The organism is Acinetobacter guerrae (genome assembly GCF_009372255.1).
Taxonomy (GTDB): domain Bacteria; phylum Pseudomonadota; class Gammaproteobacteria; order Pseudomonadales; family Moraxellaceae; genus Acinetobacter; species Acinetobacter guerrae.
Genome location: NZ_LXGN01000004.1, coordinates 127253 through 144050, shown reverse-complemented (window position 1 = coordinate 144050; position 16798 = coordinate 127253). Strand labels below are relative to the sequence as shown.

11 protein-coding genes and 2 tRNA genes are annotated in these 16798 nt (G+C 40.3%); 6 read left to right on the top strand and 7 right to left on the bottom strand.

Going from position 1 to position 16798, the window contains the following annotated elements; all coding sequences use genetic code 11:
• The first annotated feature begins 28 nt into the window (after positions 1-28).
• On the top strand, positions 29-925 hold the full coding sequence (locus tag A7A69_RS03690; protein ID WP_152876320.1) for a LysR family transcriptional regulator: 897 nt from the start codon (positions 29-31) through the stop codon (positions 923-925).
• A 68-nt stretch (positions 926-993) separates the two neighbouring features.
• Here A7A69_RS03690 and ahpC read toward each other — a convergent pair whose 3' ends face one another.
• From ahpC to A7A69_RS03665, 5 genes are all read right to left on the bottom strand, one after another.
• On the bottom strand, positions 994-1557 hold the full coding sequence (gene ahpC, locus A7A69_RS03685) for an alkyl hydroperoxide reductase subunit C (protein ID WP_152876319.1): 564 nt from the start codon (positions 1555-1557) through the stop codon (positions 994-996).
• Between the two features lie 208 nt (positions 1558-1765).
• Positions 1766-1841, bottom strand: a tRNA-Lys gene (locus A7A69_RS03680).
• Positions 1842-1884: 43 nt separating this feature from the next.
• A tRNA-Lys gene (locus tag A7A69_RS03675) sits at positions 1885-1960 on the bottom strand.
• 244 nt (positions 1961-2204) lie between these two features.
• On the bottom strand, positions 2205-4046 hold the full coding sequence (locus A7A69_RS03670) for a long-chain-acyl-CoA synthetase (RefSeq protein ID WP_152876318.1): 1842 nt from the start codon (positions 4044-4046) through the stop codon (positions 2205-2207).
• Between the two features lie 189 nt (positions 4047-4235).
• A complete protein-coding gene (locus A7A69_RS03665; protein WP_152876317.1) occupies positions 4236-7646 on the bottom strand; it encodes an Rne/Rng family ribonuclease in 3411 nt (1136 codons plus the stop codon).
• Between the two features lie 751 nt (positions 7647-8397).
• On the opposite strand from A7A69_RS03665, the gene A7A69_RS03655 reads away from it, so the two are divergent.
• Together A7A69_RS03655 and A7A69_RS03650 are read left to right on the top strand one after the other, a co-directional pair.
• On the top strand, positions 8398-9330 hold the full coding sequence (locus tag A7A69_RS03655) for an RluA family pseudouridine synthase (RefSeq protein ID WP_151980434.1): 933 nt from the start codon (positions 8398-8400) through the stop codon (positions 9328-9330).
• Positions 9327-9992: an HAD-IA family hydrolase gene (locus tag A7A69_RS03650; protein ID WP_152876316.1), complete on the top strand. Its 666-nt coding sequence runs from the start codon at positions 9327-9329 to the stop codon at positions 9990-9992. Before A7A69_RS03655 ends, A7A69_RS03650 begins: the two co-directional genes overlap by 4 nt.
• Positions 9993-10110: 118 nt before the next feature.
• On the opposite strand, the gene A7A69_RS03645 is transcribed toward A7A69_RS03650, so the two are convergent.
• Positions 10111-10785: a DUF1345 domain-containing protein gene (locus tag A7A69_RS03645; protein ID WP_151980432.1), complete on the bottom strand. Its 675-nt coding sequence runs from the start codon at positions 10783-10785 to the stop codon at positions 10111-10113.
• A 139-nt stretch (positions 10786-10924) separates the two neighbouring features.
• The gene (locus A7A69_RS03640; RefSeq protein ID WP_152876315.1) at positions 10925-11809 is read right to left on the bottom strand and encodes a LysR substrate-binding domain-containing protein; all 885 of its coding nucleotides are present in this window, start codon (positions 11807-11809) and stop codon (positions 10925-10927) included.
• Between the two features lie 361 nt (positions 11810-12170).
• Between A7A69_RS03640 and A7A69_RS03635 the strand changes: the two genes are divergently transcribed.
• The 3 genes from A7A69_RS03635 to A7A69_RS03625 all read left to right on the top strand — a co-directional run bounded on the left by A7A69_RS03635 (position 12171) and on the right by A7A69_RS03625 (position 16718).
• Positions 12171-13115: a cation diffusion facilitator family transporter gene (locus A7A69_RS03635; RefSeq protein WP_120369770.1), complete on the top strand. Its 945-nt coding sequence runs from the start codon at positions 12171-12173 to the stop codon at positions 13113-13115.
• Between the two features lie 84 nt (positions 13116-13199).
• Positions 13200-14255: an MBL fold metallo-hydrolase gene (locus A7A69_RS03630; protein WP_152876314.1), complete on the top strand. Its 1056-nt coding sequence runs from the start codon at positions 13200-13202 to the stop codon at positions 14253-14255.
• Positions 14256-14405: 150 nt separating this feature from the next.
• A complete protein-coding gene (locus tag A7A69_RS03625) occupies positions 14406-16718 on the top strand; it encodes a membrane-bound PQQ-dependent dehydrogenase, glucose/quinate/shikimate family (protein WP_241675208.1) in 2313 nt (770 codons plus the stop codon).
• Positions 16719-16798: the final 80 nt, after the last annotated feature.

The following is a 16798-nucleotide window of genomic DNA, read 5'->3' as shown; positions in this document are numbered from 1 at the left end:
TCACTATTCAGAAATCACGAACAATAGCATGGACCGTTTACAGCAATTTGAAATTTTTGTGGAAGTCGCTAAACGGGAGAGTTTTAGTGAGGCGGCACTGCGTCTGGATTTACCTCGGTCTACAGTTACATCCGCCATTCAAAATCTGGAAGCATTTTATAAGGTTAGACTATTTCAGCGCACGACACGACGAGTTAGCCTGACACAGGATGGTAAACGGATTTTACCTGAATGCCAAAATTTACTTATGGATTATCAACTGCTTGGACAGATGATTCAGACACATAATCAGGATTATCAAGGTATTTTAAAAGTAGATATGCCGAGTCGAATTTCACATCAGATCGTTGTTCCTGTGCTATCTGATTTTTTTCAGCAATATCCCAACATTCAAATTCAACTTCATAGCTCGGATCATTTGACCAATCTGGTTGAGCAAGAGGTGGATTGTGTGGTTCGTGTTGGAACGCTCGAAAATAGTAGCCTCATTGCCAAATCGATAGGATTTTTAGAGATGGTCAATTGTGCCAGTCCAGATTATTTACAGCAGTTTGGCACACCGCAAACATTGCAAGACTTACAACAACACGCGATGATTAATTATCCAAGTAGCGTTGGCGAGCAGCAGGGTATCTTCTGTTATGGCAAAGAACAGATCAAACTCAATGCTAGGCTGAGTGTAAATAATACTGAGGCTTATATTCAGGCAGCACGTTCTGGGTTAGGAATCATTCAAATTCCTTATTATGATGTGCGTGAGGATATGGAACAGGGCAGATTGATAGAAATTTTAAGCAGTTATGTGTGTCCTGCGTTGCCTCTGAATATACTTTACCCAAATCGACAATACATTCCACGTCGTTTGGATGTATTTATGAGTTGGCTTATTCCTGTATTGCAACAGACATGTTGTTTACACCGTTAAAATAAAAAACCACCTTCTTTAAAGAACGTGGTTTTTCAAGATTTAGTTTAAAAATTCGCTTTTATCATTTAGATTTTTCCGACGAGATCAATTGATGGTGCAAGTGTTGCATCACCTTCTTTCCATTTTGCTGGGCAAACTTCACCTGGATGATTGTAGACATATACTGCCGCTTTGACTTTACGTAATAATTCTTGAGCGTCACGGCCGATTCCACCTGCATTGATTTCGACAATCTGGATTTTACCGTCTGGATCAATGACAAAGGTGCCACGGTCTGCAAGACCTTCAGCTTCGATTAAAACTTCAAAGTTTTTAGAAATTGTCCATGTTGGATCGCCAATCATGGCATATTGAATTTTACCAATCGCGTCGGACGTGTCATGCCATGCTTTATGGGTAAAGTGTGTGTCAGTTGAAACTGAGTATATATCAACACCAAGCTTTTGAAATTCTGCATATTGATCTGCTAAATCTTCAAGTTCTGTTGGACAGACAAAAGTGAAGTCAGCAGGATAAAAGAACACAACAGACCATTTGCCTTTTAAGTCTGCGTCAGAAATATCAAAGAATTGACCATTTTGGTAAGCAGTGGCTTGAAACGGTTTGATTTCAGTATTGATTAAACTCATGCTCTAGTCCTCTGGGTTGAATGAGAAAGTTTCTTAACTTGAGAACAAAGATAATGGATTTTTTAAAATCGTAAAAACAGTTATTTTTTATAAATATGATCGAATATTTAGATTTTAAATCATGGTTAATGTCATGAAATATTCATGATGAGAAAATAAAGTATCCATAAAAAAAGCCTCAACATTGTATGTTGAGGCTTTTAGAATCTGGTGGGTCGTCCGCGACTCGAACGCGGGACCAACGGATTAAAAGTCCGCTGCTCTACCAACTGAGCTAACGACCCTGAGCAAGCATTTAAGCAATGCTAGGATTATCAAAACAATCAATGGTGGGTCGTCCGCGACTCGAACGCGGGACCAACGGATTAAAAGTCCGCTGCTCTACCAACTGAGCTAACGACCCTAATCGAGAATAAGTAAACTTAAAGCATCGCTTTAAGGATTTACCCGAATGAAAAAAGAAAATTTTAATCTTCTAAAATATTCGAACTCTACTAGATTCAGAAGAAAGTAAACTTTCTAACACTGTATCGTTTTGATGGAGCGTATTTTAGCAAGATCCTCAACTAACACAAGAGAAAATTTAAAAACAATCGAATAACTGTTTATAAAAAGCACGATTTTCTCTTGTTTAGTTAAAAAATATGCTAAAAACGATATTTATAGGCCTGAATGTTTTCAAAAATCTCAGAAGTTACATCGCAGTAGGCATTAGCATTTGGTAAAAGAACCATTAAACGCTCATCTGTTTTACTTGGATCAAATGCCTGTTCCTTGAGTTTATTCTTCTGATATTTAAATGTTCCAGTCGTTTCAACCACTTTCTGAACACGTAAAAATACGGGAATGGCATAGGCGGGCAAACTCTTTTTGAAATCATTAACCATATTGGTCAAGTCTTGATCATTTAGTTCAGCTCCATCTGCCAGCGTGATCGCAGCCATTCCTGCACGACCATTGGTATTTGGAATTTCGACACCATAAACCACAGCTTCTGCGATTTTGTCATAGTCGCAAATCATATTTTCGACTTCAGTAGTCGATACATTTTCACCTTTCCAGCGGAAAGTATCACCTAAACGATCGACAAATTGCGCGTGACGGAAACCAATATCACGTACTAAGTCACCCGTATTAAAGTAAGAGTCGCCTTTTTTAAAGACATCTTTTAAGATCACAGCTTTGTTTTTTTCAGGATCTGTATAGCCGTCAAATGGTGAGCGTCGAGTAATTTTACCGATGAGTAGCCCTACATCGCCTGTGTGTACTTTGATACAGTGACCTTTTTTATCTCGAACGACTTCATTCTTTTCTTTGTCAAATTGAACAATTGCATAAGGAGTCGGAGAGAAGCCAACCGTATTATCAAAGTTGAAGATATTACTAAAACCGACGTTTCCTTCACTCGATGCATAAAGTTCAAGGACTTCCTGAACACCGAAGCGTTGTTTGAATTTGTCCCAGATATTTGGACGCATACCATTCCCAATCATTTTAGTGACGCGATGGGCACGGTCAAGTTCAGAGGGAGGTGCATCCATAAGATAACGACAAAGCTCGCCAACATAACCAATTGCTGAAGCATTAAACTTTTGTACATCTTTCCAAAAAGCACTGGTCGAATATTTACGGCGAATTGCCAATGTAGCACTACCTGCAATCACGCCACACCAACACACCACGATCCCCGTTGCATGGTAAAGCGGTAAGGTGACATACATAACGTCATCAGGTTTTAAGTTAAGGATATGACCATAAGTTCCATAAGCCAGAGTCCAGCGACTGTGTGTGAAAATCACCGCTTTAGGCAGTCCTGTTGTTCCAGAGGTATAGATGTAAAATAATCCATCTTTACCCTGAACAGTATGTGTTGTGGGTGGGTTGAATTTGGCAAAATGATCAATTTTTTCTGCCAGATTGAGATACCCTGTCGGGGCTGAACCGACATTTTGACGAGTCGCCTGATCTGCAAACCAATGAAAGCGATCTGCTGGAAGCTTGATATCGTCACGAATTTCATCGATACAGGATTGAACTTCCTCTCCCAAAATAAGGGCGATTGGATTGACCAGATTGATACTATGAGTCAGGACTTTGCCTGTTTGTGACGTATTAACTAATGCAACAGTGACACCAATTTTAGCCAGACCAATGACAGTTGCAACTAGCTCGGAACGATTCTCCAGCATAACGGCAATGACATCACCTCTACGTGCGCCTATTGAAAGATAATAGTGCGAAATCTGGTTTGCCCATTCATTTAAGGCCTGATAGCTGTAGCGTTGCTCTTCAAATAGTAACGCATCACCTAAAGGATTACGTTTAACTGCCTTTTCAAATGCAATACCCAAGCCTGCTGGAGTGGAGGACGTACGTAAATAGGCCTGTTTTAGACCAGCAAGGATATGCGGGACTTTGGGCAAAAAAGCAGGAAGGCGTGAAGCAACATTTCCAAGCGTAATGATATCGGGTTGTGCAGTCTGGCTCATATACATCCTATTATTTTTCGATCTATCCAATACAGTTTTATGTTTACGAAAACGTAGACATTAAAATGACGCAGAAGTTGTTTTAAAGGTTTTGCACTAGTGCAATCAACCTAATCTGACATAAAGTATCAAAAAAAACCTAGTCACCGAAATGACTAGGCTTTCATAACTTACATGCAATTGTGCAAATTATTCCGTAGTTGTGCTGGCCTTTTTAGGCGGACGACCACGTGGGCGACGCGGACGACTTGGTTTGTCTGCATCGGCGGCTGCTTCAGTCGCTGCCGATTTTTCAGTCGTTTCATCATTTACTTGCGTTTCTGATGTTTGTGCTGAAGCAGTAACTTCGTTTAGTTCAACTTGTACAGGTTTTGCTTGAGTTTTACTGGTCGCTTTTTCTGCTTCAGTATTTACTTTAGCTTGCTCTGTTTTTACAGGCGTAGGTGCTTCTTCTTGAGAAACAGTTTGTTGCGTTTCAGCCTGATGGTTTGTTGGTTCTACAGTTTCTGAAACTTCAGGTGCAATAGATGCAGCTTGCGCTGAATCAATTGTTTTAATTTCTGTTGTTTCTTCACTCATAGTTTCAGCTTTTGGCTCAGTTTGAGCTTGCTTTGCTTGCTCATGTGCCTGTTCTGCTGCAAGTTTGGCTAAACGACGGCGTTCACGCGGATCATTTGCCACACGATTTGCCGTTGCTTCTGGTGGAGTTAATGGCAGTACAGCAGCTGGCTCACTTTCTTCTGCCGTTTTCACGCTCGGAAGTTGTGCATCACGTGTTACAGGTTTTTTATCTTCCTGAACCGTTTTTGCTTCTGGAGCCTGATTATTGGCATATTGCTCAGTAAACTTAACCAAAGCACGGTTGAAAGTTGGAACAAGACCAAACTGCTCAATCAGTACGGTGCAGTCTTCACCATACACATGGCGAATGAGACTGCCCAATGTATAGTTTGCCAATTCAGGAATTTGCGACGGTTGTACTTTCGCTACTGCTACAGCTTTAGATTGCTGTGCTTCACGTTGTTGACGACGACGCATACGTGGATCATTACTGGCACGTTTCACCTGTGAGCGAGTTTGCTCAGTGGCAACTTCAGTTGGTTTAGACTGTGCTTCGGAAGGCTGTGCTTCAGTTACCACCACTTCTTCAACTGGATTCGCAACAGGATTTTCAGTCTGCTTCGGCGGCTCTTGTGGTGTAACTTGTGGATTTAATGCCACAATTTCACTTTGTGCCTGATCGACATTAATCACCAGTGCAGTCGTCATCATCTCATTACGTGGGGTATCGATGACATTGACTTTAACCTGCTGTGCATCGTTCACTACAGGCTTATTCGCCGTGTGATTGGCATTGTCTAAAACGCTTTGGTCGCGATTGCGATTTGGTCGGTTTGGACGTTGCTGATTATTACGATCACGGCGTGGTACAACTTCTTCAGCCTGTACTTCAGTTTGCGCATGATTTTGTACATGGTTTTGTTCTTGCGGCTGCTGACGTTTTTGCTGACGTTTTTGTTCACGTTGCTCATGACGTGAAAGCTGAATCACTTCTTCATGAACTTGTGCAAGTTGTTGCTCTTGATTTGACTCACGTTGTTGTGGTTGTTCACGGTCGGTACGTTCACGCTGATCTTTATGCTTACGCTTTTTATTGTTATTTGGACGATTGTTTTTCTCGTCACGCTCAGCGTTGTCACGGACTTCCTGCTTAGCCGCAGGTGCTTGAGACATATAAGCATTATTGCTTGAGGTTGTAGCAACTACAGTTTCTGTCGTGCTAGCAATGTTTACCTGACCAAATTGACCACGGCTTACAGCACCTCCATTCACCATTTGCTCAATGGCTGATGCAGCATTTTGCGCAGAACGCGATTGGTCAGTGGTTTGAGCCTGCTTTTGTACAAACAGATTTTCTAACCACGCACATGGGCTTGCTGCTTTAGCGGCAACAGTCGCTTGGGCTGCTGGAGTATTAGACGTTTGAGCTACAGCTTTACGTTTATTTTGCTCAGGTTGTACGGGAGCAGCATGAACGTGATCCGCTTCTTCCAGATGCCATTCAGATGACTCGTAGCCAAGTTCCTTTTCACTTGAACGTGTAGCTTCAGTACGCTCATAGCTAGAAGGTGCAAAACCTTCAGGATTATATTGAATTTCGTAATGGGGTGTTTCCAAGTGAGGATGTGGTAATACTGTTACACGAACACTTGAAGTTTGTTCTAAATACACCAGACTATGACGTTTTTCATTGAGCAAGAATGCCGCAATTTCAACAGGTACTTCAACCTGTACTTCGCCATGACGTTCACGTAGTGCAATTTCTTCCACTTTACGCATAATCGAAAGTGATAAAGAGCGCAGGTCACGTACCATGCCTGTGCCATGACAGCGTGGGCAAACATAGCCAGTTGCTTCTTCTAAAGATGGACGTAAACGCTGACGGCTCATTTCCATCAAACCAAAACGAGAAAGTTGACCAAACTGAATACGTGCACGATCACTTTGGGTTGCTTCACGTAATTTGGCTTCGACCATACGCTGGTTACGATCTTTGGTCATATCGATAAAGTCGATGACTACCAATCCGCCAATATCACGTAAACGTAATTGACGTGCGATTTCTTCGGCTGCTTCAAGGTTGGTATTTAGCGCTGTTTCTTCAACATCGTGACCACGCGTTGATTTGGCCGAGTTAATATCAATCGAAACCAAAGCTTCAGTCTGATCAATCACAATTGAACCACCTGAAGGAAGTTTTACTTCACGTTCATAAGCAGTCTGAATTTGACTTTCAATACCAAAATGAGCAAATAAAGGCTCGTTTAATGTATATGTTTTTAGCTTGTCTAATTGACGAGGCATCACTGCTTTAACAAAGTTATAGGCTTCGTTATAGGCTTGTTCGCTATCAATCAGGATCTCAGAAACATCATCACGCAAATAATCACGAATAGCGCGAGTCACAACACCTGCTTCCTGATGTACCAACATTGGCGATGGGCCAGAATTCGTTGTGTTTTGAATCTGATTCCACAAATCGAGTAGATGTTGTAGGTCTAGCTGTAATTCTTCTTGAGAGCGACCAATCCCAGCAGTACGCACAATCACGCTCATACCACGAGGGATATTGAGTGATGCCAACATTTCTTTCAATTCTTCACGAACTGAACCTGAAATTTGACGGCTAATACCGCCACCTTTCGGATTGTTTGGCATCAAGACCAGATAACGACCAGCAAGAGAAATAAAAGTTGAAAGCGCAGCACCTTTATTGCCACGTTCTTCTTTTTCCACTTGTACCAAAAGTTCAGTACCTTCAGTGATCAATTCACGGATATTTGAAGTTTGGCGTGGGTCAGCCTTAAAGTAAGTATTGGCGATTTCGCGCATGGACAAAAAGCCCTGACGCTGCGCACCATATTCAACAAATACGGCTTCTAGAGAAGGTTCTACGCGAGTGACATGACCTTTGTAGATGTTAGATTTTTTTTGTTCGCGGGTACGATTCTCTAAGTCAAAATCGTAAAGACGATTACCAGTGATAAGTGCAACGCGTACTTCTTCAGCATGAGTTGCATTAATCAACATACGTTTCATGGGTGTGACACCTAATAGTGACTCACTCAGACAAAGTACGAACATCGATAAAGCGGACAACTATTGGCAGTCATCATGCATCTTATTTAACCCAGATCACAAAATATTTTTGCTCTGTTGCTAAAATTCCCTGATCTCACATGTAGCTTCGGTGAATGATGCTTGTAATGATGTCAGTAGTCGCGTATTCATCCAGTTTCGATTAACGACGAATCCTGACTTTTCACTGGCGAGTGAGCGGTGCATTGGATGATGACTTTCACTGTCACGGAGCTTGAAGACTTACCTTGTGAAGTCTTGATACGGAATGATCGTCGTATCGGTGCTCGGCAGTTCCAATGCATCAACGCTTGAGCCTGAAAGGTCATGATGACGCAACGTGTCTGATGTGCATCAGTTTACGTTTAATAACCAACATTAAAGGTTGGCAACATATATTTTTCAACAAACTGCGTATGCAAAAGCATAATTAAACGCAACAGTTTGTCATTTTGCCGATATAATAAGCCTTCGGCGTCGGCATATTCTTTTGGGACCTTTCCGAGCTTTAGGTGAAATCTTGAACGAAAATGGATTTCATAAACATTGAAATATTTTTCGTTTTTGTTCACTTACGGCGGTATCCGTGCGCTGACTATATCAAACCTTGCAGCATCTGCCTATGGGCTAAATAGATGTTTCTTGTGAAATCAACTGTCTAAATGGTTATTTTTCACTCAAATTTAATAAATAATCGGATTTTAAATACTGTATGAATTCTACACAGCAATGGCAAAGTGTCACTTGGTTTGACGTGGATGAGCATCAAGCAGGGCAGCGCATTGATAATTTTTTATTTAGTCGCTTAAAAGGTGTGCCTAAAAGTCGAATTTATCGGCTGATTCGTGAAGGGCAGGTACGGGTCAATAAAAAACGCATTAAGGCAGAAAGCAAGCTTAATATTGGTGATCAGATTCGGGTTGCCCCTATTCGTTATGAACCAAAAGATGAAACTGCTGCGCCTGTGAGTGATCAAGTGGCACAAAGTTTATTAAAGCGTGTAGTTTATGAAGATGAAGGGTTATTGGTCATCAATAAACCTGCGGGAATTGCGGTGCATGGCGGGAGTGGTGTCGCCTATGGCTTGATTGAAGCATTACGTGCTGCGACGGGTAAAAAATATCTTGAACTGATTCATCGTATCGACCGAGATACCTCTGGGTTGGTTATGATCAGCAAAAAACGCAGTACCTTAAAACATCTTCAAGATTTATTAAGAGAACATAAAATCCGTAAAACTTATGCTGCTTTAGTTAAAGGGCAGGTGAGTCTAGATAAGCAACTGATCGATGCCCCATTATTGCGTTATGAATTGGCCAATGGTGAACGTCGTGTTCGTGTTTCTAAAGAAGGCAAACCAAGTAAAACTGAATGGGTCATTGCGGAGCGCTTTAAGGATGCAACACTGGTCTATGCCTCGCCATTATCTGGACGTACGCATCAGATTCGGGTACACGGTCTAAGTATTGGTCATCCATTGGTCGGGGATGATAAATATGGTCATCAAACCGTTTATACAGGGCCAGAAGCACGTCGTTTATGTTTACATGCGATGCGTCTGGAAATACCAGATTATCCTGTCATAGAAGCACCGCTTCCGGAAGATATTCAAAGTGTTGTGGCACAGTTGAGAGCGAAAAAATGAACCGACCTGAACTGATTATATTTGATTGGGATGGCACACTGTTTAACTCAGTGGGACAAATTGTTGCAAGCCTCAAATTTGCCGCAGCAAAATTTGAACAACCTTTAACTGATGAGGCGGCACAAAGCATTATTGGTTTAGGCCTGCCTGAGGTGATGCAAACTTTATTTCCACAAGTGCCTCATCTACAACAAGAGATTTTGGTCAGCTATGGCGAGCATTATGTAGAAAATTCCAGACATGATGCATGGTTTGATGGCGTGGCTGAACTTTTGCAGGATTTAAAAAATCAAGGCATGAAATTGGCAGTCGCAACAGGTAAAAGCCGTCGTGGATTGGATCGGGTGCTTACCCAGACTCAAAGTCACGACTTGTTTGATATCACTCGTGCTGCAAGTGAGACTATGTCGAAACCACATCCATTAATGCTGCAAGAAATTTTGCAGTTTACGGGGGTAAATGTGGACAATGCGATTATGGTCGGTGATAGTAGTTATGACCTTGAAATGGCAATGAATATCGCAATGCCTCGTATTGGTGTGAGTTATGGTGTACATGATATCGAGATATTGCAACGATATGAGCCATTAACGATAGTGAATAATATTGCGGAACTGCATCGTTATTTGAAACAATTGATTCAAGAAAAAATTGAATCCTAAATATCGAGCAATATCTCAGGATTGTGCATCAGAGAAAAAGGGCACAGTAACGTAATTTTATTTGTCTCAGTTAAATATGGGGTTCTTTAAGGAAAGCAGATGTGCTTTCCTTATGGTTTTAACCTGATATAAAACTTGCCGCGATATTAATACAAATTGCTAAAATCGTCGTATTAAAGCCAAATGCCAGCATCGCATGAAAAATATTTAAAAGGCGCATATGCTGCGAAGTAATTGAAACATCAGCAGTTTGAGCTGAAGTTCCGATGATATAACTAAAATAAACAAAATCTGGATACATCGGATCGCGTGTTTTGGGGAAGTCCAGACCGTCTTCTTTTCCATAAGAACGAGCGATATAAAAATCATGGGCATAGTGCAAAGCAAAAGCGGTATGCATAAATAGCCATGCTGAAATAATGGTCAGTAGTGCTAAACCTAAATGCCAGTATTGAAAAGGCGTATTTTTCGTAATCGATGAAAGTTGCATCACAATGGCAATAAGACACATCAAAAGGGCCAAAATCACTAACAGCATAATCACCCATTTACTCTCATCCTGTTTTTTTGCTTGAGTTTGCATGGCTGAATGATCGGCTTGCCACATCATTTTTTTAACATGAATGAGATATATTCCTACAGAAATATTCCAACTGAATAAGATGATTGTTGACCAGTGCCAAAGCGTGATAATGGTTAAAATCAGAGAGATGACGATGCCAATCAAGAGTGCCAAAAAAAACTGTGGGCGATTATGGATACCACTTTTGAGCCGATGTAAAAAGAAAGACATAATCAAGTTTTCTCTGAGATATGGTTATTGTAATTGTTAAAATAATAGTGTTATTTGATTTTCTAAAGCAAGCTACGTTCATGATAATGCCATAAAATGAGCTTGCTACATATTCGGCATGATTTAATCTAATCAGGATTTATTCAGAACAAAATACTTTCGATATCAGATGAATAAATTTTTGTGTGTTGATTGAAGTTGGCTGTTCATTAAAACTCATAAATAGGGGTAAATCTGGCAAATCTGCGGCTAATGTTCTGATCACCAGATCAGGGGCCAACATCGATTTAGTATAGGACGGTAAAATCATACACCAGTTATCATGCTCCATTTTATTGAGATCTAACAGTAGATGATCTGTTTTATGTGTATCTAAGGTTAAGTGATATTGCTTGATGAACCTTGAGATAAGTGCATGTAAAGTAGGAAAGTCTTCTTGATTCGGTAAAATAAAATCTACATAGCTCAAAGTGTTTAAGTGAATCACAGGTTGCTGCGCCAATGGATGCGTTTCAGGAATGACAAAGATTAAAGTTTCACTCAATATTTTTTTGCTATCAATATTGTCGATATTAAGCTCTTGATGAGTGAATGTAATATCCAACTCATTTTTTTTAAGCGCACTAATTTGCTCCTGCTCATTCATATGAATGAGTTCAATCACCAGTTCAGGGTTTTGAATGCGTAATTGTGGAAGCACTTGAGGGAAAACATTGATCTCCGCGGTGGGTACAAAACCAATCCTTAGACGTTGTTGCTTTGTTTTTGCTATCTGACGTGCTGTGGCGACAGCTTTATCTGCTTGGATTAGTGTTAAACGAGCCTGTTCTAAAAATGCTGCACCTTCTTCAGTTAGTTCAACTTTGCGTTTGGTTCGGTTTAATAATTTAACACCAACATCTGCTTCTAAATCTTTAATTTGTTGGCTTAAAGAGGGTTGAGCAGTGTAAAGTTTGAGTGCGGCCTTACTAAAATTTAATTCTTCTGCAACAGTGACAAAATAACGAAGATGCCTTAACTCCATAAATTTATCCAAAAAATATTAAAATAGCTTTGGAGCTAATTATAAAACATAAAAAACTCAGGCTGAGTAGTTAAATTATAAATTGTTGAATGTTTTAGAGAGATGATTTTATTAATGAAATAAGTTCATAACTTGTTTAACACCATATATTAATATTTTGCATAACAGTGCTGCCTTACCTGATGGAATTAAAGGCATTATATCTATGAAATAAAAAGTAAAATCTGTGCTAAGCATGCATCAGAAAAAAGTGAGTCATGAAGACTTTAAAACAACAAATGACAACAGGAAAATTCTTTGTAAATAAACTGATTATCGCTATAACAACAAATGAATGAAAAAATAAAAACAGGATTTTGAAATGGCAGAGTCAAATAAAATCGTGGTTTATGCGGCGTTATTGGGCAATCTGGTGATCGCTTTGGTTAAATTTGTCGCAGCTTATATCACCAATAGTTCTGCTATGCTCAGTGAAGCTGTACATTCTGTGGTCGATACACTGAATGAAATTTTATTGTTACACGGTTTAAAACAATCGCAGAAACCTGCTAATTTTAGACATCCCTTTGGCTATGGGCGCGAACTTTATTTCTGGGCTTTTATCGTTTCATTATTAGTCTTTGCATTGGGTTCAATCGTTTCAATTTATCAGGGAATACAGCATATCCGTCAACCTGAAGAAATGGTTTCTCCCATGATTAATTATATTGTGCTTGGGATTGCAATTATTTGTGAAGGTATTTCATGGCGCGTCGCACTGAAAGGTTTTCGTAAAGAAAAAGGTTCACTGGGGTATTTTGAAGCATTTCGGCGTAGTAAAGATCCGACGACATTTACTGTATTGTTTGAAGACTCTGCCGCATTGATTGGGTTGTTTATTGCTCTAATCGGAATTACCGCAGCGCATTATCTAAATATGCCTGTATTAGATGGTGTGGCATCTATCTTGATCGGTGTTGTATTGGCGATTTCTGCTTTTTTATTGGCGCGTGAAACCAAAGGTTTATTAATGGGTGAAACAGCCAATCCTGAGCTGCGTGAAAATCTATTATTGATTGCCCAACAAGATCCAGCAGTTTTTTCGGCAAATGGTGTCTTGACTGAACAAATGGGCGCTCATCAGGTAATTGCATCTTTAAGTCTTGAATTTAAAGATAATTTAACTTCAGATGAGATTGAAGCTTGTGTCAATCGTATCGAAATGACAGCAAGACAGATTTATCCTGAAATTGTCGCACTGTTTATTAAACCTCAATCTAAGCAAGTCTGGTTGCAGCGAATGAAAGGTCGGTTACAAGAGAAATAAATTGAGGAGTAGCATAATTTGATTTAATCGTTAAGATGGATAAACACTCGACCCTAAACTATTGCTGCATAACCGAATTGCCCTATGAAAGAGAAGCCGACATTAACTTATCAATTGCCGACTCAATCCTGTTGGACACATACATGGAGTAAACCACCATTTCGTTATGCAGATTCAGAACATGCCAGTTCTAGTCGTTTTCAAAATCAGATCCAGCGTTCTGGTGCAAAAGGATCAAAAGAATTATTACGATGGCTTGCCACGCGCGAATCATTTACATGGCAGGTCGATATTCAGAAAGAATATGAGCATCGTATTAATACTCCCATCGCCTTACCAAAAAATCGCCCTGATGCAGACATGAATGATTGGCAAGTCTGGTTTGTTGGGCATGCAACAGTACTGATTCAAATTGGCCCCTTTAACTTTTTGACAGATCCAGTCTGGTGTGAATATGCCAGTCCACAACAAGGGCGTGGTCCACGACGTGTTTGCCCAGCAGGTATTGCATTGGAACAATTACCGACAATTCATGCTGTTTTGCTTAGTCATAATCATTATGACCATATGGATCTGGCGACTTTACATTGGTTGCATCAGAAATTTGCAATGCCGATTTATACAGGTTTGGGTAATCGCTATTATCTTCCTAAAGACTTTCATGTGATTGAAATGGATTGGTGGCAGATGATTCCGTTTCATGATGAAGTCACGATTGCTTATACACCTGCTCAACATGGTTCTGGACGTGGTATACGTGATCAAAATAAAGCGTTGTGGGGTGGTTTTTCACTGATTACTCGCAATGGTCACTGCTACTTTGCTGGAGATACAGGTTATTCTCCACATTTCAAAGAAATTCATGAACGCTTTGGGGATGCAAGAATCGCTTTGTTGCCGATAGGTGCTTATGAACCGCGTAATTTAATGCAGTATGTGCATATGAATCCGCAGGATGCCTTGCATGCACATTTAGACTTACAAGCACAACGTTCTATGGCAATTCATTATCGAACCTTTCAACTGACTGATGAAAGCCGTGATGAGCCAGAACAAGAGTTGAGTCATTTACTCAAAACTTCATCGAAATTTGTTAATCCATTTTATTGTATTAGAGAAGGTCATAAATTGACGGTGTAAATCGTCAAACTTCCTATTTTTATGTGAAAAGTAAAATAATTGCTCACAAAGTGACAACCATGTAACGTCAAACATGTGTTATAAAAAATAAAAAGATCAAAAAAAGGTCACTTCAGTATGAAAATAATTAGGTTTTTAATCATCCTCGTTATGTTGTTTACTAGCTTATTTCTGATTATTGGAGGAATAAGTTTAATTAGCGCTGGTGGATCGTTTTATTACTTTTTACTTGGTCTGATTTATCTGGCGAGTAGTTTTTTATTGTATAAAAATAAATCACTTGGATTTTATTTAGTCATCATTGCTTTAGTTATAACTTTTCTCTGGGCCATTTACGAACGTGGGTTTGCCTATTGGCCAATGCTAGCGAGAATTATGGTTCCGTTGGGCTTGGCTTTTGTTGCGTTATATGCGTTACGAAAAGAGCATTACAATGCCAAAACGCTAGGTTTTAGTCTAGGTTCACTGGTGATTTTCATTGGTATGGCGATAGCCGCTTTCTTTCCCCATGATGTTCAATATGCAAATGGTAAGTCTTACCAAGCGCATACACCTTTTGGAATGCCAGAAAATTGGACAGCCTATGGGCGTACCAATGCAGGAACCCGTTTTTCTCCTTTTACTTTAATCAATCGTGATAACGTTAAAAATCTGCAAGTCGCATGGACGTATCATACTGGCGATAAAGGGCCAGGGATTGATCAGAATACGCCATTACAGGTAGATAATCTGCTATATAGCTGTTCACGTAACGGCATTATTGCTGCTTTAGATGTCGATACAGGAAAATCAGTCTGGAAATTTGATGCCAATGGTCGATCACCTATTTGGCAACGTTGTCGTGGTTTAGGTTATTTTGATGCTCGTCAGACAAATCTAACCAAATCTATAGCAGCAACAGCGGCACAGGGGGCGAATCAAGCCCAATGCCAGCAACGTATTGTGCAAACCACCAATGATGCACGATTATTAGAGCTTGATGCTAAAACAGGTCAACCTTGTCAGGAGTTTGGTCAGCAAGGCTATGTTGATTTGAAGACAGGCATGGGAGATGTGAAACCTGGTTTCTATTTTCAAACGTCAGCACCACTGGTTGCAAATGATACTATCGTGATTGGTGGATGGGTGGTTGATAATCAGGAAGTAGGTGAGCCTTCGGGAGTAATTCGCGGTTTTGACGCAAAAACAGGTGCATTAAAATGGGCTTGGGATTTGGGTAATCCTGCAATTGATAAGTTGCCGCCAACAGGTCAGACCTATACACGTGGTACTCCAAATTCTTGGTCAACCTTAAGTTATGACGACAAACTAGGGCTGGTTTATGTGCCATTGGGTAATAACACGCCTGATTATTACGGTAGAGAACGTCCTGAATTTTCGAATAAATATAATTCATCTTTAGTGGCATTGGATGTGCGTACTGGTAAAGAAAAGTGGCATTTTCAAACCACGCATTATGATTTGTGGGATTATGATTTGCCTTCACAGCCTGCACTGATGGATGTTCCAGATCAAAATGGTCACATTGTCCCAGCAGTGATGCAAACCACAAAACGCGGACAAATCTTTGTGCTGAACCGTGAAACAGGTCAGCCCATTGCCGATGTGGTGGAAAAACCAGTACCTTCAAAGAGTCCGATTCCAGATGAAAAACCACTTTCTCCAACTCAGCCATATTCAGTCGGTATGCCTACCATTGGTGCTGATCATTTAAATGAGAAGAAAATTTGGGGTGTTACTTTATTTGATCAACTAGTGTGCCGAATCCAGTTTAAAAAGATGAGCTATGAAGGTGACTTTACTCCAGTTGGTTTTAATAAAACTCTGGAGCAACCTGGAAATTTAGGCGGAATGAACTGGGGAAGTGTGGCGTACGATGCCAAAAATCAGATTGCTTATATGAATGATATTCGTATTCCATCGGTATTCTGGTTGGTGAAACGCGATGAGTTTGCAAAGGTCAGTAAAAAATATCCATCCGATGGAACAGGACATGGGCCTTCACCTCAAACGGGTACACCATATGGTATGGTCACCATGATGTGGACATCTGCCATGGAAACACCATGTACTGAGCCACCGTTTGGTACCATTAGCGCGATTGATATGAAAAGTAAACAAGTGTTGTGGCAAGTTCCAGTAGGTACCACAAAAGACTTAGGGCCTTGGGGAATCAAGTCTCATATTCCTTTAGCGATGGGAATGCCAACTTATGCAGGTACATCGGTAACTGCTGGTGGGGTATTATTTTTTGCTGGAAGTCAGGATTATTATCTGCGCGCTTATGATGCTGCAACGGGTCAGGAAATCTGGAAATATCGTTTACCGATTGGGGCGAGTGCAACACCAATGACTTATGTGTCACCTCAAACAGGGAAGCAATATATTGTCGTATCGGTAGGCGGCGCAGCGCATTCCAATGAAGTGGGCGATTACGTTATGGCTTTTGCTTTGAAACAGTAATAATCGATTCGGATATTGGAAATAAAACAGCCAGTAAAATTACTGGCTGTTTTATTTTAGATGAAAGATCAATGAAATAA